15 protein-coding genes and 1 pseudogene are annotated in these 18,242 nt (G+C 65.6%); 5 read left to right on the top strand and 11 right to left on the bottom strand.

Features of this window, described 5'->3' with window-relative positions; translation table 11 throughout:
- Positions 1 to 167: 167 nt before the first annotated feature.
- The 10 genes and pseudogenes from bioD to mnmA form a co-directional block, all read right to left on the bottom strand.
- Positions 168 to 782 carry a dethiobiotin synthase gene (gene bioD / locus YP76_RS03775; RefSeq protein ID WP_046762232.1) on the bottom strand — a complete coding sequence of 205 codons (615 nt, stop codon included), beginning with the start codon at positions 780 to 782 and terminating at the stop codon, positions 168 to 170.
- Positions 779 to 1,903, bottom strand: coding sequence for an 8-amino-7-oxononanoate synthase (locus tag YP76_RS03770; protein ID WP_046762231.1), 1,125 nt, complete (start codon positions 1,901 to 1,903; stop codon positions 779 to 781). Before YP76_RS03770 ends, bioD begins: the two co-directional genes overlap by 4 nt.
- A gap of 281 nt (positions 1,904 to 2,184) precedes the next feature.
- Entirely contained in the window at positions 2,185 to 2,865 is a 681-nt protein-coding gene (locus tag YP76_RS03765; RefSeq protein WP_100237835.1) for a DUF2490 domain-containing protein, read from the bottom strand.
- A 124-nt stretch (positions 2,866 to 2,989) separates the two neighbouring features.
- Positions 2,990 to 4,911: pseudogene (locus YP76_RS03760) on the bottom strand (alpha/beta hydrolase family protein).
- A 107-nt stretch (positions 4,912 to 5,018) separates the two neighbouring features.
- On the bottom strand, positions 5,019 to 7,142 hold the full coding sequence (locus YP76_RS03755; RefSeq protein WP_046762230.1) for a sodium-translocating pyrophosphatase: 2,124 nt from the start codon (positions 7,140 to 7,142) through the stop codon (positions 5,019 to 5,021).
- A gap of 227 nt (positions 7,143 to 7,369) precedes the next feature.
- The gene (gene thiL / locus YP76_RS03750; protein ID WP_046762229.1) at positions 7,370 to 8,284 is read right to left on the bottom strand and encodes a thiamine-phosphate kinase; all 915 of its coding nucleotides are present in this window, start codon (positions 8,282 to 8,284) and stop codon (positions 7,370 to 7,372) included.
- A 27-nt stretch (positions 8,285 to 8,311) separates the two neighbouring features.
- Complete coding sequence (gene nusB / locus YP76_RS03745; protein ID WP_046762228.1) at positions 8,312 to 8,758, bottom strand: transcription antitermination factor NusB; 447 nt, start codon at positions 8,756 to 8,758, stop codon at positions 8,312 to 8,314.
- Positions 8,759 to 8,807: 49 nt separating this feature from the next.
- Positions 8,808 to 10,097, bottom strand: coding sequence for a histidinol dehydrogenase (hisD, locus tag YP76_RS03740; RefSeq protein ID WP_046762227.1), 1,290 nt, complete (start codon positions 10,095 to 10,097; stop codon positions 8,808 to 8,810).
- A complete protein-coding gene (gene hisG, locus YP76_RS03735; protein WP_046762226.1) occupies positions 10,087 to 10,749 on the bottom strand; it encodes an ATP phosphoribosyltransferase in 663 nt (220 codons plus the stop codon). Before hisG ends, hisD begins: the two co-directional genes overlap by 11 nt.
- 41 nt (positions 10,750 to 10,790) lie before the next feature.
- Entirely contained in the window at positions 10,791 to 11,897 is a 1,107-nt protein-coding gene (gene mnmA, locus YP76_RS03730) for a tRNA 2-thiouridine(34) synthase MnmA (protein WP_046762225.1), read from the bottom strand.
- A 123-nt stretch (positions 11,898 to 12,020) separates the two neighbouring features.
- Here mnmA and YP76_RS03725 point away from each other — a divergent pair, with 123 nt between their 5' ends.
- The 3 genes from YP76_RS03725 (at position 12,021) to YP76_RS03715 (ending at position 13,139) form a co-directional block, all read left to right on the top strand.
- The gene (locus YP76_RS03725) at positions 12,021 to 12,317 is read left to right on the top strand and encodes a hypothetical protein (RefSeq protein ID WP_046762224.1); all 297 of its coding nucleotides are present in this window, start codon (positions 12,021 to 12,023) and stop codon (positions 12,315 to 12,317) included.
- Positions 12,318 to 12,426: 109 nt separating this feature from the next.
- The gene (gene sciP, locus YP76_RS03720) at positions 12,427 to 12,726 is read left to right on the top strand and encodes a CtrA inhibitor SciP (protein ID WP_007687284.1); all 300 of its coding nucleotides are present in this window, start codon (positions 12,427 to 12,429) and stop codon (positions 12,724 to 12,726) included.
- 158 nt (positions 12,727 to 12,884) lie between these two features.
- Entirely contained in the window at positions 12,885 to 13,139 is a 255-nt protein-coding gene (locus YP76_RS03715) for a GlsB/YeaQ/YmgE family stress response membrane protein (protein ID WP_046762223.1), read from the top strand.
- 59 nt (positions 13,140 to 13,198) lie between these two features.
- Here YP76_RS03715 and YP76_RS03710 read toward each other — a convergent pair whose 3' ends face one another.
- Complete coding sequence (locus YP76_RS03710; protein ID WP_046762222.1) at positions 13,199 to 13,447, bottom strand: GlsB/YeaQ/YmgE family stress response membrane protein; 249 nt, start codon at positions 13,445 to 13,447, stop codon at positions 13,199 to 13,201.
- A gap of 294 nt (positions 13,448 to 13,741) precedes the next feature.
- Between YP76_RS03710 and YP76_RS03705 the strand changes: the two genes are divergently transcribed.
- Together YP76_RS03705 and YP76_RS03700 are read left to right on the top strand one after the other, a co-directional pair.
- Positions 13,742 to 14,914 (top strand): efflux RND transporter periplasmic adaptor subunit, encoded by a 1,173-nt coding sequence (locus YP76_RS03705; protein WP_046762221.1) that lies wholly within the window; start codon positions 13,742 to 13,744, stop codon positions 14,912 to 14,914.
- 109 nt (positions 14,915 to 15,023) lie between these two features.
- Positions 15,024 to 18,182 carry an efflux RND transporter permease subunit gene (locus YP76_RS03700; RefSeq protein ID WP_046762220.1) on the top strand — a complete coding sequence of 1,053 codons (3,159 nt, stop codon included), beginning with the start codon at positions 15,024 to 15,026 and terminating at the stop codon, positions 18,180 to 18,182.
- The last annotated feature ends 60 nt before the right edge of the window (positions 18,183 to 18,242 follow it).

Below are 18,242 nucleotides of genomic sequence, written 5' to 3'. Positions count from 1 at the left end.
CGGGTGCAATGTCCATGTCGTTGGTCGAAAAATGTGGGATGCTTGCGGCTTTGGTCTGGGGCGCAGCAGTGCTCCTGCGAAGGCAGGAGTCCAGTTCAGGCGGCAGGACTGGGCTGAACGCGAGCCGCTTGTCTCGCTTCAGTGCCTTCGCAGGAGCACGATGCGGTTTAGGGCAGGCGAATCGATGCCTTGAAAGCGGCCTTCAGCGCTCCCGCATCCAACGGATCAAGATACGGCAGCCGTCCGAGACTAGGAACCTTGCCCAGCAGCGGAATGATCCGCTCATTCTCTGCATGCGGATCACCGATGAAGGCGATCCCGGCGATGGGAATATCCCGCGCCCGCAGCGCCTCTATGCTGAGCAGGCTGTGGTTGATGGTGCCCAGCCCCGTCCGCGCGCAGAGGATGACCGGCGCGCGCCAATGCGCGAACAGGTCGATCATCAGCAGCGTCTCGCTGACCGGGACCATCAGTCCGCCCGCGCCCTCCACCACCAGCGGGCCGTCGACCTTTGGCAAGGCGAGCCGGTCGAGCCCGATCTCCACCCCGTCGATCCGCGCCGCCAGATGGGGCGAGGCGGGCGTGGTCAGGCGATAGGCTTCGGGCAGGATATGCGAGGCGGGAAGGCCGGAAAGCGCGGCCACCCGCTCCTTGTCGCCTTCGGGGTCGACGCCCGCCTGGACCGGCTTCCAGTAACGAGCGCGCAACGCCCCGGTGAGGCCTGCGGCGAACACGGTCTTGCCGATGTCGGTGTCGGTGCCGGTGACGATGAAGACGCTCACGCCACCACCCGGCGCAGTGCTTCGCCCAACGCGGCGATGTCGGCGCGGCCGACGTTCAGGGTCAGCGAGATGCGCAGGCGGCTGGTGCCCGGCGGCACGGTCGGCGGGCGGATGCCGCGCACGTCGAACCCCGCCTCTTGCAAGGCGGCGGCGGCGGCCATGGCGCGGCGGTCCTCGCCCAGGATCACGGGGATGATCTGGCTGCGCGGCGCGGGCAGGCCGAGCGGCGCACAGATCGCTTCGGCGGCGTCGACCCGCAGCGTCTTCAACCGGTCGCGCAGGTCGCTGGCCTGCTCGATCCGGTCGAGCGCGGCGGATGCCGCGACCGCCATCAGCGGCGAGGGCGCGGTGGAGAAGATGAAGGCCCTCGCCCGGTTGACGAGATAGTCGATCAGCAGGCGCGGCCCGCAGATCAGAGCGCCCTCCACCCCCATCGCCTTGCCGCATGTGTGCAGCGTCACGACATTGTGCAGCCCGTCCAGACCCGCCGACAGGCCGCGCCCGGACGGTCCGAAGACACCCGTGCCATGCGCTTCGTCCAGGATCAGCATCGCCTCGTGCCGGGCCGCCAGCGTCGCCAGGTCGCCGAGCGGGGCCATGTCGCCATCCATCGAATAGAGCGTTTCGACGGCGATCCATACTCGCCCCTTGCCGCCCTCCTGCCGCCAGGCGGCGATCAGGTCGGCAAAGCTTTGCACATCATTGTGGCGGGCGAAGACGGCCGCCGCCTTCGACATGCGGATGCCGTCATGGACGCTGGCGTGGATCAGCTCGTCCGCGACGATCAGGTCGCCCCGTTGCGGCAAGGTGGAAAACAGCGCGAGATTGGCGGCGAAGCCGTTCGCCAGGAACAGCGCGCCTTGCGTCTTGAAGAAATCGGCGGCCTTTGCCTCCAGCCCCTCATGTTCGGGCGCATTGCCGCGCAGCAACCGCGATCCGCCCGATCCGACCGGCACGCCCCGCGCCACTGCGTCGGCCACCGCCTGCGCGATGATCGGGTCGGAGGCGAGGCCGAGATAGTCGTTGGAGGCGAAGTCCCGTCCCGCCCGCGGGATCAGATGACGCAGGCGGCCGCGCTTCTCAAGCGCCGCCAGTTGCGAGCGGAAGGGTTCGCTGGTCATGGCGCGGCCTATAGGCCCGCTGGGGCGGCGCGGGCAAGCCCGACCGCTGGGGCGGCGTCTGGATTGCGTTCAGACGGAGGGGGGTGGGAAAGGGGTTGGCTGACCCCCCGCTTTCCCCGGAGTAAACCGTGCTCCTGCGCAGGCAGGAGCCCAGTCCCGCCCTTAGTGGATCACCGCACCGTCTGAACTGGGCTCTCGCGAGCCACTCGTCTCGTTCGAGTGCCTGCGCAGGAGCACGGTGCGCTTAACGGCAGCAACTGGCCACATCCCCATGCGGCCGGTCAGAAGGAAAAGCTCAGCGAGAAGGACGCCACATTGTCGTTGGGATCGTCGGCATGGGGGCGGAAGCCGTGCTGGTGGAGATAGCCGATCTCCGCATTCACATTCTTCGCGATCGGGGTGGTGATGGCGATCAGGTTGCGCATCCGCTCCTCGCCCTCGACCCGCTGGAAATTGGTGGTGTTGAGATCGATGAAGCTCTCATGGCTCAGCAGCAGCGCGGTCTTGCCGCCTTCCCGGAACGGCAGCACATATTTGACATAGGGACGCAGCCGCCAGGCGGTGCCGTCGACCCCCTCGCGCCAGCGTTCCTCCAGCCGCAGGCGGGCGCTGAGCTGGCCGGGGCCGATCTTGACGATATTGTCGAACGTCACCTGCTGGCGGCCGCGATGCTCCATCACCGCGAAGTCGCCGCCATTATAATTGGGGTCATGGGTGTAGCCGGCCCAGACCGTGACCTTCTTGCTGACCTTGTAGCCGATCAGCGAATTCATCTCGACCTCGTACAGCCCGTCGCGATCGTCGCTGAACCGGGCGACGACCTCTTGCGAGAAGCGCCAATGATCGCTCAGCTTCACCGTCGCGCTGGCGGTGGTCCAGAGCTGTTCGTCCTCGCTGGCATGCGCCACGGCCGGAGCGGCCAGCAGGGCGAGCGCGGGCAGCAGCTTGCAGGTCAGTCGCATGATCAATTCTCCCCTCCGCCATGCTGGCGAACGGGCGCGCATTATGACTTTTACGTTACAAACTTGTGACCATATCATTTCTGATTTGTGACATTGATGGCCCATGTGGGAACCGCCTGCCCGGTCAGGCCGGATTATGCTCCTTCAGAAAGGCGTCCATGCGCTGGAGAAAATCCAGCCGGTCCGCCTGGCGGGAAAAGAAATGATCGGCCAGCGGCTGTTCGACATAGATATAGTCGCGCCCGGCGACCTTGCCCGCCGCCTTCAGCTTCTCCGCCATCTCGCGCGACTGGTTCACCTGCACACGCCGGTCCTTCTTGCCGTGCATCAGCAGGATGGGCGTGGAAAATTGCGCGGCGAAGTTGACGGGAGAGACGGAGGCGAAATCGGGCGCCTGCTCCTTCATCCAATCCTTGCGCGTGCCGTGATTCAGGAAGCGGCTGTCGTAACGCATCATGGCCGAAAGGTCCGACACGCCGGCATAGGAGATGGCGCAGCGATAACGGCCGCCGTCGCGCTGCGCCCCGCGCATCGCCGCATAGCCGCCATAGGAGGCGCCGACGATGCAGACCCGCTTCGCATCGGCCATCCCTTCCTTCACCGCCCAGTCGACCGCGTCGTTGAGGTCGTCCTGCATCGCAAGGCCCCATTGCCCCTCGCCCTTCGCCGCAAAGGCGGTGCCATAGCCGGAGGAACCGCGATAATTGGGTTGCAGCACCGCATAGCCGCGATAGGCCAGGAACTGCACCCACCAGTCCCATTCCTCGCTGTCGCGGGCGAAGGGGCCGCCATGCGGCATCAGGATCAGCGGCAGATTCTTCGGCTCCCTGTCCGCGGGCAGGGTCAGCACGGCGGCGATCTCGAGCCCGTCGCGCGCCTTGTAGCGGATCGTCCTGACCGGCGAGAGATGGACGCCGGGGCCGAAATTCTGGCTGATCTTCGACAGGATGCTCATCGCGCCGGCCGACGTGTCGTAATAATAATAGGTGCCCGGCTGGTCGGCGCTGCCGACATGCACGATCATGCGCTGGTGATCGCGGCTGGTGGACACGATCCGGGCGCGGCGGTGCGCGCCCACCGCCCTGTCGATGTCGGCCTGGATCTTCGCCAGCCCGTCGTCGAACCAGTGCACCCCCGGCCCGTCGGCGGTAAAGCGCACGCCCGCCAGACCGGTGCCGGCGGTATCGCGCTCAATCCCGTCAATGTCGAAGCCTGGCGCGGCGAAGACCTTCTTGCCCAGTTCCAGCCGGGTCAGGTCATATTCGTACAGGGCGTCGGTGCCCTCATGATCGTCGCTGGCGATCGCCCTGCCCGGATCGGCGGTGAACAGCATCGGCACGACCATGGATTCGTCGCGGCGGCGATTGGCCCGGTCGATCGTGCGGAAGCTGGACCGGCCGTCGGCGCGGTAGAGCAGCTTCGACGTGCGCGTCGAGTCGTCATAGCCCACGCCCATGCGCACCGCCCCGGTCGCATCGGCATACCAGGACATGACATTCTGGCGCGAGGTCACGACCGGGCGCATCTTGCCGGTGGCGACGTCCACCTCGTCCACCTGCGGCCAGAAGCCGAGATCATTGCCGTAGATGGACGATTGATAGGCGAGCAGGATGCGCGGCGTGCCGTCGCGGGCGACCCAGATGACGTCGTCGCCATTCTGCGCCGCCACATTCTTGGCCAGCAGGTTGATCTTCGTCCCGTCGCGCTTGATGCTGGCGACGCGGCTGATCGACCAGGGCATGCCCTGGACGTTGGCTTCGCTGCCTATGCCCGCGATCAGCCAGTCGTCATTGACCCAGCGCCACCAGTTGAGGTCGTTTTCCCCAGTTGCAGGGTGCGGATACGGTTGGGCTCATCGGCAATGGCGGCGATCATCAGCAGCAGCTCGCCATCGCGCGACACCCTGGCGGCCAGGCGCATGCCGTCCGGGGAAAGTTCCGGCCGCTCCATTATCGGCAGTTCGGCAAAGGCCTCGATCGGCCATTCCTTGCGCGGCGCGGGCGCGGTCTCGGCGCTGGCGGACGTGCACAACTGCGCGAGCAACATGCCCGCGACGACAGAAAAGCCCCTCAATTCTACCCCCGTACAATAATGGCCCCGCCTTTTTTATAAGGCGGGGCCATTTTCCTGTCTTTCCCTTTTTTAACGTGGTGTTACGCGCCGTGCGCCAAGGCAGCCAGCAGCAGCAGGGCGACGATGTTGGTGATCTTGATCATCGGATTGACCGCAGGGCCAGCCGTGTCCTTATAGGGATCGCCCACCGTGTCGCCCGTCACTGCGGCCTTATGGGCTTCCGATCCCTTGCCGCCATGATTGCCGTCCTCGATATATTTTTTGGCATTGTCCCAGGCGCCGCCGCCCGAGGTCATGGAGAGCGCCACGAACAGGCCCGACACGATCACGCCCAGCAACAGCGCGCCCAGAGCCGCAAAGCCATTGGGCGTGCCCGCCACCGCCGAAATCGCGAAATAGACGAAGATCGGGGCCAGCACCGGCAACAGGCTGGGGATGATCATCTCCTTGATCGCAGCGCGGGTGACGAGGTCCACCGTGCGGGCATAGTCGGGCCGCGAGGTGCCCTCCATGATGCCCTTGTTGGTGGCGAACTGGTCGCGCACGTCCTTGACCACGTCGCCCGCGGCGCGGCCCACGGCGGTCATGCCCATCGCGCCGAACAGATAGGGCAGCAGGGCGCCGAGCAGCAGGCCGACGATGACATAGGGGTTGGAGAGGCTGAAATCGACCGGCTCGGTCAGGCCGAGCGCGCTGTTGTAGAATTTCAGATCCTCCGTATAGGCGCCGAACAGCACCAGCGCGGCCAGGCCCGCCGAGCCGATGGCATAGCCCTTGGTCACGGCCTTGGTGGTGTTGCCCACGGCGTCGAGCGCGTCGGTCTTCACCCGCACGCTATCGTCGAGATGCGACATTTCCGCGATGCCGCCGGCATTGTCGGTGACGGGACCGTAAGCATCCAGGGCCACCACCATGCCCGCCAGCGCCAGCATGGCCGTCGCGGCGAAGGCGATGCCGATCAGGCCCGCCAGTTGATGGGCGACGATGATGCCCGCCACGATCACCAGCGTCGGCAGGGCGGTCGCTTCCAGGCTGACAGCCAGGCCCTGAATAACGTTGGTGCCGTGGCCGGTCTCCGAAGCGCGGGCGATGCTGCGCACCGGGCGGTAGTTGGTGCCGGTATAATATTCGGTGATCCAGACGATCAGGCCCGTGACCGCCAGACCGACCATCATCGACCAGAACAGCGCCATGCCGGTATAGCCGCCCGATCCGTCCAGATCGGTACCGAAGCGGGCATTGAGATCGCCCAGCGTATATTGGGTGACTGCGTAGAGCGCCGGGATTGACAGGATCGCCGTCGTCCAGAAGCCCTTGTAGAGCGCGCCCATGATCGACTGGCTGGCGCCGAGCCGCACCATATAGGTGCCGATGATCGAGGTGATGATGCACACGCCGCCGACGATCAGCGGCAGCGACATGAGCTGCATCAGGAAGGCGTTGTCGACGCCCTTCACCAGCAGCGCGGTCAGCACCATGGTCGCGCCGACCGTCACCACATAGGTTTCGAACAGGTCGGCCGCCATGCCCGCGCAGTCACCGACATTGTCGCCGACATTGTCCGCGATCACGGCGGGGTTGCGCGGGTCATCCTCCGGGATGCCCGCCTCGACCTTGCCGACAAGGTCCGCTCCGACGTCCGCCGCCTTGGTGAAGATGCCGCCGCCCAGACGCGCGAAGATGGAGATGAGGCTGGCGCCGAAGGCCAGCGCGACGAGGGAGTCGATCACGATCCGGTCGTCGGGCGCATGGCCTGCGGGGCCGGTCAGATACCAGAAGAAGACGGAAATCGCGAGCAGGGCCAGCCCCGCCACCAGCATGCCGGTGATGGCGCCCGCCCTGAAGGCGACGGTCAGCCCGCTTTGCAGCGTGCCGCGCGCGGCTTCGGCGGTGCGGACATTGGCGCGCACCGAGATGTTCATGCCGATGAAGCCCGCCGCGCCCGACAGGATCGCGCCGATCAAAAATCCTATCGCGGACGTCCCTCCGAGGAAGAAGAAGACCAGCGCCGCGACGACGACGCCGACCATGCCGATGGTCGTATATTGGCGGCCGAGATAGGCCTTTGCCCCCTCCTGAATCGCGCCCGCAATCTGTTGCATGGTTTCATTGCCGGCGGACGCCGCCAGCACCTGTCGACTGGTGAACAGGCCGTAGAGCACGGCCAGCAGGCCGCACCCTATGGCAATCGTGACAATCTGCATGAATGTTCCTCTCCCCCTGTTATGCCTGTCATCGGCCGCTCCGCAGGGAATGACGGACGGGCGAAGGGCGTAAGGGCGGGCGGCCGGAACATGCGCTTCCGGCATCGGGCACCGCGTCAATCAGCAACAGGCTCACGCACATCATGCGGTCCTACCGGGCTGAGAAAGGTCGGGGGTGAAGCTACAGGGCGGACGGCCCGCGTCAACCCGTTACGAATCAGCGCGTTTCAGCCATGTTCCCAGCCAAGCCGATCGGGCAGCGGAATGGCCACCCCGTCGATCATCAGGGTAAGGCCGGTCCCGTGCGAAAAGCGTCCCACCGGAATCGCGCGCACCGGTGGCTTGATCACGGCCGGCAGGGCAAAAAGCAGTTCATAATCGTCCCCTGCCCGCGCCGCCGCGATCTGCACCGCATTGCTGGCACCGCGCGTCGCCTCCAGCGCTGGAGAAAGCGGTATATGGTCGATGGTGACGGCCAGCCCGCTCGCCGCCGCCATGCGCGCCGCGTCGATCAGCAGCCCGTCCGACACGTCCATCATCGCATGAGCGTGACGGGCGAGCAGCGCGCCTTCGGCCAGGCGGGGACGCGGCCGGCGATAGGCCTCCACCAATGGTCCGGACGCGCCAGGCATGGATTGCAACAGGTCAAGCCCGACTGCCGCGTCGCCCACCGGGCCGGTCAGGTAGAGCCGGTCGCCTGCCTTGGCTCCCCCGCGCACCGGCACCGGGCCGGTCGCTTCGCCCAAAGCGGTCAGGCTGTAGCTGCGCGGACTGCCCTTCGGCATCTTGACCGTATCGCCGCCCAGCAGCGGCATGGCATGGCGGGCCAGCGCCTCGCCCAGTCCTTCCAGAAAGGCGGCATCCCAGGCATCATCGCCCGACAGCGCATAGTTGAGCAGGCAGCCGACCGGCTTCGCGCCCTTGGCCGCCAGATCGGAGAGGTTCACCGCCGCCAGCTTCCAGCCGATATCGGCGGGCGGATCGGCGGGAAGATAATGCACCCCCTCCACCATCGTATCGCTGGTGAGGACGAGGCGCGCGCCGCCGATCTCCAGCACCGCCACATCATCCTGCAAGCCCTGCGCTGCGGGATCGTTCGCCAGCAGGCGCAGCAGGGTCAGGAAACGGGATTCAGCGGACATGGCTTTCTCCCGTTTTCCCCAAGGCGGTTATTTCCGTACGTCCTTCGCCACCGCATCGAGCAGGCCGTTCACAAAGCCTGCCTCGCGCTTGTCGTAAAAGGCATGGGCGACATCGACATATTCGCTGATGACGGTGCCGGTCGCGACATCCTTGCGGGCCAGCAGTTCATAGGCGCCCGCGCGCAGGATCTGCCGCATCGGCTTGTCGAGCCGTTCGAGGCTCCAGCCCTTGGAAAGGCGCGCCACGATCAGGGCGTCGATCTCCTCGCGGCGGCGGTCCACGCCCTGTACCACATCGTCGAAGAAGCTCTCCTCCGCCTGGGCATAGGTCACATCCTCGATGGTCGCGCCCAGGCGATGCTGGTGGAACTCATGCAGCAACAGGTGGAGCGGCGTGCCCTCCATCTCAAGCTGGTAGAGCGCCTGAACCGCGGCAAGGCGCGCGGCGGAGCGGGATTTCGAGCGATCGTTCATCAGGATTCCATGTAACCGTTCGCCTTCGGCTTGTCGAAGGCATCTATGTTCATTTCAAGCGGAGCGCCACCGAAGCCGCATGCGCCGGCAGCCCTTCCGCCTCCGCCAGAGCGACGGCGGCAGGGCCGATGGCATCGATGCTTTCAGGCGTGAGGCTGAGAAAGCTGGTGCGCTTCATGAAGTCGAGCACCGAAAGCCCCGAGGAGAAGCGCGCCCGCCGCCCGGTCGGCAGCACATGGTTCGGCCCGGCGACATAATCGCCCACCGCCTCGGGCGTCATGCGGCCGAGGAAGACCGACCCGGCATGGCGCACCTGCCTGAAGAGCGCATCGGGATCGTCGACCGCCAGTTCCAGATGCTCGGCGGCAAGACGATCGACCAGCGGCATGGCTTCATCGAGATCGCGCACCACAATGATCGCGCCATTGGCGTTCCAGCTCGTCGTCGCCACCGCCTGCGTCGAAAGCAGCGGCAGGCGCCTTTCCACCGCCGCCGCCACGGCATCGGCGAAGGCCATATCGTCGGTGAAGAGAATCGACTGGCTGGTCGGATCATGCTCCGACTGACTCAGCAGATCGGCGGCGATCCAGTCGGGATTGTTCTTCGCATCGGCCACTACCACGATCTCGGACGGCCCGGCCACCATGTCGATGCCGACCACGCCATAGAGCTGGCGCTTGGCCTCCGCGACCCAGGCGTTGCCGGGACCGGTGATGACGTCGACCGGCCTGATCCGTTCCGTGCCATAGGCGAGCGCCGCCACCGCCTGCGCGCCCCCGACGCGCCAGATTTCCTCGATCCCGGCGATGCTGGCCGCCGCCAGGACCAGCGGGTTGATCTCGCCATGGGGGGTCGGCGTCACCATGGCGATACGCTCGACGCCCGCGACCTTGGCCGGGATCACGTTCATCAGCAGCGAACTGGGATAGGCCGCCCGGCCACCCGGCACATAGAGCCCGGCCGCATCCACCGCGCTCCAGCGCGCGCCCAGACGCACGCCCGCAGCATCCACGCTGTCGCTGTCCTGCGGCTTCTGCTTCTCATGATAGGCCGTGATCCGCGCCGCCGCGAGTTCCAGCGCGTCGCGCAGTTCGGTCGAAAGGCTGTCGAGCGCCTTGCGGCATTCGGCCGGCTCCACCGCCCAGCCGCTGACATTCAGGTCGTGCCGGTCGAAACGGCTGGTATAATCGGCCAGCGCCGCATCGCCCTCGGCACGCACACGCTTCAGGATCGCGGTGACGTCGCGGGAGACATCCTCATCCGCCTCGCGCCGGGCATCGACCAGCACGGTGAAGGCAGCGGCGAAATCCGCGCTGGCGCTGTCGAGCCTAAGCGGCATTCTTCACCCCCACGGCCTTGCGGAAGGCCTCGACCAGCGGCGTCAGTTCCGCCGAGCGCATCTTGAAGGCGGCGCGGTTGACGATCAGTCGCGCCGACACCTGCATGATGACATTGGTTTCGACGAGGCCGTTGGCCTTGAGCGTCGCGCCCGAGGACACCAAGTCCACGATCCGCCGCGACAGACCCAGCGAGGGCGCCAGTTCCATCGCGCCGTTGAGCTTCACGCATTCCGCCTGGATGCCCCGCGCCTCATAATATTTGCGCGTCAGGTAAGGATATTTGGTCGCCACGCGGACATGGCTCAGCGCCGCTTCATCCTCTTGCGACAAGCCGACAGGTTCCGCGACAGACAGGCGGCAATGCCCCATGTCGAGGTCGACCGGCGCGTAGATTTCCGAATAATCGAACTCCTCCAGAACGTCCGATCCGACGATGCCGATCTGCGCCGCGCCATGCGCAACGAAGGTCGCGACATCGAACGCCCGCACCCGGATGATCGACACATCGGGCCGATTGGTGGCGAAGCGGAGCGCGCGGCTTTTCTTGTCATGGAACTCCGCCTCCGGTTCGATACCGGCTTTGGCGAGCAGGGGCAGCGCTTCATCGAGGATGCGCCCCTTGGGGATGGCAAAGGTGAGCGGACGAGTCATGACCCGCGCGCCTTACTGGCGAAGGCGAAAAAGGGCAAGGTTCAGGCCGCTTCCGCCAGCGCCGCCTCGGTCGCCGAAATCCAGCCACCGCCCAGCACCCGGTCGCCCGCATAGAGTACCACCGCCTGGCCTGGCGCGACGCCATATTCGGGCGCGTCGAACAACAGCCGCTCGCCCTCCAGCCGCGCCGGGACAGGCCTGGCCATCGACCGTACCTTGGCGGTCAGCGGCCCGGCAAAATCCCCGCCCAGCCAATTGATGTCCGATAGCCGCGCCGCCGACACCGCCAGCGCCGCCTTGGGCCCGACGATCACGCGCCGTCCCTCGGCATCCAGCCGCACGACATAGAGCGGTTCGGCCTGCCCGCCGATCTCCAACCCTTTGCGCTGGCCGACCGTATAGTGGATCATCCCCTTGTGCGTACCCATGACGCGGCCGTCGATATGGACGATATCGCCGCCTTCATCGGCGTCGGGACGCAGCTTGCGCACGATTTTCGCATAATCGCCGTCGGGCACGAAGCAGATATCCTGGCTGTCGGGCTTCATCGCGACGGACAGGCCGAGGTCCGCCGCGATTTCCCGTACCTGCGGCTTGGGCAGGCCGCCCAGGGGAAAGCGCAGATAATCGAGTTGCGCCTGGGTCGTGGCGAAGAGGAAATAGCTCTGGTCGCGTGCCGGATCGGTGGCGCGGTGCAGTTCGGCGCCCCGCGGCCCTTCCACCCGGCGCACATAATGGCCGGTGGCGAGGCAGTCGGCGCCCAGGTCGCGCGCGATCTGGAACAGGTCGGTGAATTTCACCCCCATATTGCACTTCACGCAGGGGATGGGGGTGCGCCCGGCCATATATTCGTCGGCAAAGTCGGCGATCACCGAATCCCGGAAACGGCTCTCATAATCGAAGACATAATGGGCGATGCCGATGCGGTCGGCGACGGCGCGGGCGTCGCGGATGTCCTGCCCCGCGCAGCAGCTACCGGTACGCCCCACCGCCGCGCCATGGTCATAGAGCTGGAGCGTCACACCGATGGTTTCCGCGCCGGTGCGGGCGGCGAGCGCGGCGACCACACTCGAGTCCACGCCGCCGGACATGGCAACGACGATCCGCCGCGCGTCGAGCGGCTCGCTGAGCTGAAACTGGGGCTGCATGGGCGCGCATATAGTCGCACCGCCCCCGCATTCCAGCGGGATTCGGCAGCGCCGGCATCAATATCACCAATTTTGAGGACAAGTTTACCGGACCTTATCCTTTAGCCCCTACACCCCCTGGCCATGGATCTGGGATTCCTTCGGACAGGCGGGCTCAAGCCCAGCTTCGTCAAGCCTTCGGGCCGGCGACGCGTGCCGGTCTGGCCGTCCTTGCGGGCCGCTTCGGCGGCGGCGCAGGCGGCCAGCCCGACCGCGCAGGCGGTCGCGGGCGTCCTGCGGGGGCAGGAGATCGAAGGCGACTGGGTCCAGGAACTGGCCGATATCCTCGCGCCACGTTCCGGCGGCAATATCGAGGCCGTAGGGCTCGCGGGCAGCTTTAACCCGTTGATCGCGAACCGATTAAGGGTGGGGCAAGGATGATGAAGGGGGCGTTTACCGTGGCGCTTTAGGCCCTGTTCAGGGCTTTGAGCGCAAACAGTTTCGCACTGCTGGAAATCGGCAACGCCAGTGCCGCTTATTGAGGGTGATAATGATCGAAAACCAGAAAATCAGACCTGCACAGGTCGTCGGGCCGCTGGGAGAACCCCTGACTCTGGAGAGCCTGCCGCCCGTGGACACGACTCGCTGGGTCGTGCGCCGCAAGGCTGAGGTCGTGGCGGCCGTGAACGGCGGCCTGCTGACCGTGGATGAAGCCTGCGCCCGCTATTCGCTGACGCTGGAGGAATTTGCGAGCTGGCAGCGCGCCGTCGACCGTTCGGGCATGCATGGCCTGCGCGTGACGCGCATCCAATATTACAAGTCCCTCTACGAACGGCAGCAGAAATACTGATCATCCGTTTCTGGAATAAAGGGTCGCACGAGAAGGCCGTCGGATCTGGCATCCGGCGGCCTTCTTCTTTGCGAAGGTGAAATGGAACGTAATGCCGACTTCCTACGTTGAACCGATCAGCCCACCCGAAAGGGGCTATGGTCCAAGGAGAGTGAGAAATGGGCATCATTTTATGGCTTGTTGTCGGCGGCATCATTGGCTGGCTTGCCAGCATGGTAATGCGGACCGACGCGCAACAGGGCATTTTGCTGAACATCGTGGTCGGCATCGTCGGCGCGTTCGTCGGCGGCCTGATCTTCAGCGGCGGTTCGATCAACGAAGGGCTGACGCTGTACAGCTTCCTGGTGTCGCTGGTCGGCGCGATCATCCTGCTGGCGATCGTCAACCTGGTGCGCCGGGGTTCCGTCCGCTAAGGCATTTTGTCCAAACGGAAAAGGCCGTGTCGTCGATCGGGATGACGCGGCCTTTTTTTTCAGCTCCGGCCAGCGAAGAAGCGGTACATCACCAGCACGGCGATCGATCCCAGCACCGCGGCGATGAAGCTGGCCTGCTCGCCCGGTTGGTAAACGCCCAGCATCCGCCCGACATAGCCGGCCAACAGGGCACCCGCTATGCCCAGCAACACGGTAAGGATGCAGCCGCCGGGGTTGCGGCCTGGCATGACCAACCGGGCCAGGGCACCTGCAAAAAGCCCGACGATGATCCAACCCAGAAATTCCATCCCACTCCCCTGGTTGCCAGATCACGCAAGGCGGAACCCGGCTTCGCGCCTGAAACGATGCAATAACAAGGAACTGCTGGCCACCCCATCGGGCATTGGACGCAGCATGCTCCGGACCCGGCTATAGCGCCACAATCGTCCGGTTTTGGCAAGGGCGCGGCCCATCGTTTCGACATCGTGCCGGACGATTTTGGGGAAGGGCGCCGATCCTTCATATGGGGGCTTGAGCCGGGTGATGTATTCATATAATACAGCACTCCACGCGGCGCTCTTTGGCCGAAAGATGGATTCAGGATGAATTACGAAACCCAACTGGTCGGCGATGTCCCGGCGAACATGCTTGATGAGCCGGAGGAACGTCCGATCTGGCGCCGCCGGCTCATGATCGGCGCGGTGATCGCCATCGTCCTGATCGCGATCGCCACCTGGGTCAGCATGCGCGGGAAGGGCGCGGAAACCGGCACGGCACAAGTTCAAAGGCCTGTCGTGACCGTCATCAGTCCCGGCCAGTCGACGGTGTCGCACATGATCAACGCCACCGGATCGCTCGCCGCGCGGGTCGACATGCCGGTCGGCGTGGTTGGAGAAGGGGGCGCCGTGACACGGGTGCTGGTCCAGCCGGGCGACTGGGTGCGCGCCGGCCAGGTGCTGGCGACCGTCGAACGCTCCGTCCAGACCGAGCAGATCCGCTCGCTCGCCGCGCAGGTGGAGGTCAACCGCGCCGATGCGAAACTGGCGCAGGCTCAGCTCGACCGTGCCAAGGCGCTGGTCTCGCGCGGTTTCATCAGCCAGGCCGACATCGACCAACGCACCGCGACACGCGATGCCGCCAATGCGCGCGTCAACGTCGCCATTGCCCAATTGGCCGAGCAGCGTGCCCGCACCGGCCGTCTCGACATCCGCGCGCCCGCGGCAGGTCTGGTACTGACCCGCACGGTGGAACCGGGTCAGATCGTCGGATCGGGCAGCGCCGTTCTGTTCCGCATGGCCAAGGACGGGGAAATGGAAATGCTGGCCCAGGTAAGCGAAGGCGACCTGGCCGCGCTGCGCCCCGGCAATGCCGCCACCGTGACTCCGGTCGGCGGAACGGCCCAATTCGCGGGCCGCGTCTGGCAGGTATCCCCGGTGGTCGACAATCAGAGCCGTCAGGGCATCGCCCGCATCGCCATTCCCTACAATCCGGCGATCCGTCCGGGCGGCTTCGCCTCAGCCGCGATCGTCAGCGGGACGGGTTCCGCGCCGATGCTGCCGGAATCGGCTGTGCAGAGCGACGAGAAGGGCAATTATGTCTATGTCGTCAACGGCCGCGACGAAGTACAGCGGCGTGACGTCCAGATCGGCCAGGTGACCGACGCGGGCGTGTCGATCCTGAACGGCCTCAACGGCAATGAACGCATCGTGGCTTCGGCCGGCGCCTTCCTGACGCCGGGGCAGAAGGTGAAGCCGGAAGCCAGCAAGTCCAGATGAAGCGGCGGGGCGCGCCAAAGCATCGTGCGGAAAAGTGGGAACCGGTTTTCCGCTTGAAACGATGCGACAACAAAAACTTGCGTGGCCACCGGCAGGCGAGGAAGCCGTCATGAGTTTTCGTAATATTTCCGCCTGGGCCATCCGCAACCCGGTGTCGCCGATCGTGCTGTTCGTCGCGTTGCTGCTGGCCGGGCTGGTCAGCTTCAGCCGGATGGACGTCAACCAGAATCCCGACGTCAGCTTCCCCATGGCGAGCGTCGTCGTGCGGCAACCCGGCGCCGCACCGACCGAACTGGAGACGCAGGTTACGCAGCGCATCGAAGCCGCCGTGCGCGGCATCAGCGGCGTGGACGAAATCACCTCCTGGGTGTCGGAGGGCCAGTCGAACACCAATGTGCAGTTCCAGATCGGCACGCCGGTCGACCGCGCCGTCAACGATGTGAAGAACGCCGTCGACCAGATTCGCAGCGACCTTCCCGAGGGCATTTTGGAACCGCAGGTCAGCCGCGTCGACATTGAGGGCGGGCCGATCGCCTATTTCAGCGCCGAAGCGACCGACATGACGCTGGAGGAACTGTCCTGGTATGTCGACAACACCGTCGCCAAGCGTCTGCTGGCCGTGCCGGGCATGGCGGCGGTCAAGCGCGGCGGCGGCGTGTCCCGCGAAATCCGCGTCATCCTGAACCCCGCCAAGCTCCAGTCGCACGGCATCACCGCCAGCCAGGTCAATCAGCAGCTCCAGCAGGTCAATCTGAACGCAGCGGGCGGCCGTACCGAGATCGCCGGCGCCGAACAGGCGATCCGCGTGCTGGGCAACGCCCGCGACGCCTATGCGCTGGGCCAGACCCAGATCGCCATTGGCGGCGGGCGGACCGTCAAGCTGGCGGACCTGGCCGATGTGCGCGACATGTATGCCGAGCAGCGCTCCCTTTCCCTGATGAATGGCCGGCAGGTGACCAGCTTCAGCATGGAAAAGGCCAAGGGATCGTCCGACGTCACCGTGTTCGACGAAGCGATGAAGGTGCTGGACCAGCTCAGGAAGGAAAATCCCAAGGTCCAGTACAAGCAGCTTTACACCAGCGTCGAATATACCAAGGGTCAATATCACAGCGCCATGCAGGCGATGATCGAAGGCGCGGTGCTGGCCGTGGTCATCGTCTTCCTGTTCCTGCGCGACTGGCGCGCCACCATGATCTCGGCGCTCGCCATTCCGCTGTCCGCGATTCCGGCCTTCTGGTTCATGGAAATGATGGGCTTCACCCTGAACGGCGTCTCGCTGCTGGCGTTGAGCCTGGTCGCGGGCGTGCTGGTCGATGACGCCATCGTGGAGATCGAGAATATCGTGCGCCACATGCGCATGGGCAAAAGCGCCTATCAGGCCTCCATCGACGCCGCCGACGAAATCGGCCTTGCGGTATTGGCCACCACCATGGCGATCGTCGCGGTGTTCCTGCCGGTGGCGCTGATGCCGGGCATTTCGGGCCAGTTCTTCATCCAGTTCGGCATGACCGTGGTCGTCGCGGTGCTCCTCAGCCTGGCCGTGGCGCGCCTGATCACGCCGATGATCGCCGCCTATTTCCTGAAGGCGCATGGGCAGGAAAGCCATGGCGAGGGCTGGCTGATGGATGCCTATATGGCGGTGCTGCGCTGGTCGCTGGACGAGCGCCGGGCCGTCGCCCATCGCGCGCGCGGCGGTGCGGCGCGCTTCACGGCCTGGATTCGCGACCATCGCATCTGGACGATGGGCATGGGCTTCCTGGCGTTCGCCGCGACGATCCTGGCCTTCGGGACATTGCCCATGTCGTTCCAGCCCTCCATCGACACGGATTTCAGCCAGGTGAAGGTCGAAACCGTGCCCGGCAGCACCTTGCAGCAGACCACGGCTATTACCCGCAAGGTGGCGGACATGCTGGCGTCGGACAAGGACATGGTCGAGGCCGCCTTTGCCGATATCCAGACGACCGGCGCCGACATCTACCTGACGCTCCGGAAGAACCGGCCGATGTCCTCGGTCGAATGGGAGCGCAAGGTCGCGCCCCAGTTCCAGCAGGTCGCGGATGCACGGGTCAATTTCCAGTCCCAGTCCGGTGGCGGCTTCGGCCGCGACATCATCATCATGTTCGGCAGCGACGATCCGGTGAAGCTGGAGCAGACCGCCAACAAGCTGGTGTCGGAAATGGCGGGCATCCATGAAATCCGCGCACCGCGGGTGGCGGGCGACATGAACCGTCCCGAAATCGTCATCAAGCCGCGTTTCGACCTGGCCGCCAGCCTGGGCGTCACGACCGCCGCGCTCAGCCAGACGATCCGCGTCGCGACGATCGGCGACATCGACCAGAACAGCGCCAAATTCTCGCTGTCGGACCGGCAGATTCCGATCCGCGTGGCCGTCGCGGAACACAGCCGCCGCGACATTGCGACGATCGAAAATATGCCGGTGCCGACGGTCAACGGGGGTTCCGTCCCGCTGAAGGTCGTGGCCGACATCGAATTCGGCGCCGGGCCGACGCAGATCCGCCGTTACAACCAGATCCGCCGCATCGTCGTAGGCGCGGACCTGGCGCCGGGCGTCGTCACCAGCCAGGCCATGGCCAAGATCAACGCGCTGCCGACGATGCAGGCCATCGCCGCCGGCAAGATATTGGGCGTGCAGAAGCTGAATACCGGCGACAGCAAGTGGCAGGCCGAGATGATCCAGAATTTCGCCATCGCGGTCATCTCCGGCATCTTGCTGGTGCTGGCGGTGCTGACCCTCCTCTACAAGCGCCTGATGCCGCCCTTCGTCAATCTGGGATCGCTGCTGCTGGCACCGCTGGGCGGAGCGATCGCGCTGCATCTGACTGGCAATCCGGTGTCGATGCCGGTGCTGATCGGCCTGCTGATGTTGCTGGGCATCGTCGCCAAGAACTCGATCCTGGTCATCGACTTCGCGCTGGAGGAGATGGGCAAGGGCGTCCCCAAGCTGGAGGCGATCATCGACGCCGGGCACAAGCGCGCCCAGCCGATCGTCATGACCACCGTGGCGATGGTGGCCGGCATGGTGCCGACCGCCCTGTCGCTGGGTGGCGACGGCGCCTGGCGCGCGCCGATGGGCATCACCGTGATCGGCGGCCTTCTGCTGTCCACGCTGCTGACGCTGGTGATCGTGCCCGCTACCTTCAGCCTGGCGCTGGGGATCGAGGAGTGGGTCGGACCGCGCCTTGGCCGTCGCCTGCTGACCTACAAGCCCGGCGACAACAAGGCGGCAGGCGTCCAGCCGGCGGAATAAAGGCGCGGCCGGGAAAAGAAGCGCTTGCCTGAACGAAACGGCGGCGTAACCGTTGGGAGA

The organism is Sphingobium chungbukense, from assembly GCF_001005725.1.
Taxonomy (GTDB): Bacteria; Pseudomonadota; Alphaproteobacteria; order Sphingomonadales; family Sphingomonadaceae; genus Sphingobium; species Sphingobium chungbukense.
The sequence above is the reverse complement of the archived record's forward strand: the minus strand, read 5'-3'. Positions and strand labels throughout refer to the sequence as shown.

What these genes read in the sequence shown, in the direction of transcription:
- YP76_RS03770 (WP_046762231.1), bottom strand. Translation starts at nt 1,903, where the DNA reads ATGACCAGCGAACCCTTCCGCTCGCAACTGGCGGCGCTTGAGAAGCGC.
- YP76_RS03765 (WP_100237835.1), bottom strand. Translation starts at nt 2,865, where the DNA reads ATGCGACTGACCTGCAAGCTGCTGCCCGCGCTCGCCCTGCTGGCCGCT.
- YP76_RS03755 (WP_046762230.1), bottom strand. Translation starts at nt 7,142, where the DNA reads ATGCAGATTGTCACGATTGCCATAGGGTGCGGCCTGCTGGCCGTGCTC.
- thiL (WP_046762229.1), bottom strand. Translation starts at nt 8,284, where the DNA reads ATGTCCGCTGAATCCCGTTTCCTGACCCTGCTGCGCCTGCTGGCGAAC.
- nusB (WP_046762228.1), bottom strand. Translation starts at nt 8,758, where the DNA reads ATGAACGATCGCTCGAAATCCCGCTCCGCCGCGCGCCTTGCCGCGGTT.
- hisD (WP_046762227.1), bottom strand. Translation starts at nt 10,097, where the DNA reads ATGCCGCTTAGGCTCGACAGCGCCAGCGCGGATTTCGCCGCTGCCTTC.
- hisG (WP_046762226.1), bottom strand. Translation starts at nt 10,749, where the DNA reads ATGACTCGTCCGCTCACCTTTGCCATCCCCAAGGGGCGCATCCTCGAT.
- mnmA (WP_046762225.1), bottom strand. Translation starts at nt 11,897, where the DNA reads ATGCAGCCCCAGTTTCAGCTCAGCGAGCCGCTCGACGCGCGGCGGATC.
- YP76_RS03725 (WP_046762224.1), top strand. Translation starts at nt 12,021, where the DNA reads ATGGATCTGGGATTCCTTCGGACAGGCGGGCTCAAGCCCAGCTTCGTC.
- sciP (WP_007687284.1), top strand. Translation starts at nt 12,427, where the DNA reads ATGATCGAAAACCAGAAAATCAGACCTGCACAGGTCGTCGGGCCGCTG.
- YP76_RS03715 (WP_046762223.1), top strand. Translation starts at nt 12,885, where the DNA reads ATGGGCATCATTTTATGGCTTGTTGTCGGCGGCATCATTGGCTGGCTT.
- YP76_RS03710 (WP_046762222.1), bottom strand. Translation starts at nt 13,447, where the DNA reads ATGGAATTTCTGGGTTGGATCATCGTCGGGCTTTTTGCAGGTGCCCTG.
- YP76_RS03705 (WP_046762221.1), top strand. Translation starts at nt 13,742, where the DNA reads ATGAATTACGAAACCCAACTGGTCGGCGATGTCCCGGCGAACATGCTT.
- YP76_RS03700 (WP_046762220.1), top strand. Translation starts at nt 15,024, where the DNA reads ATGAGTTTTCGTAATATTTCCGCCTGGGCCATCCGCAACCCGGTGTCG.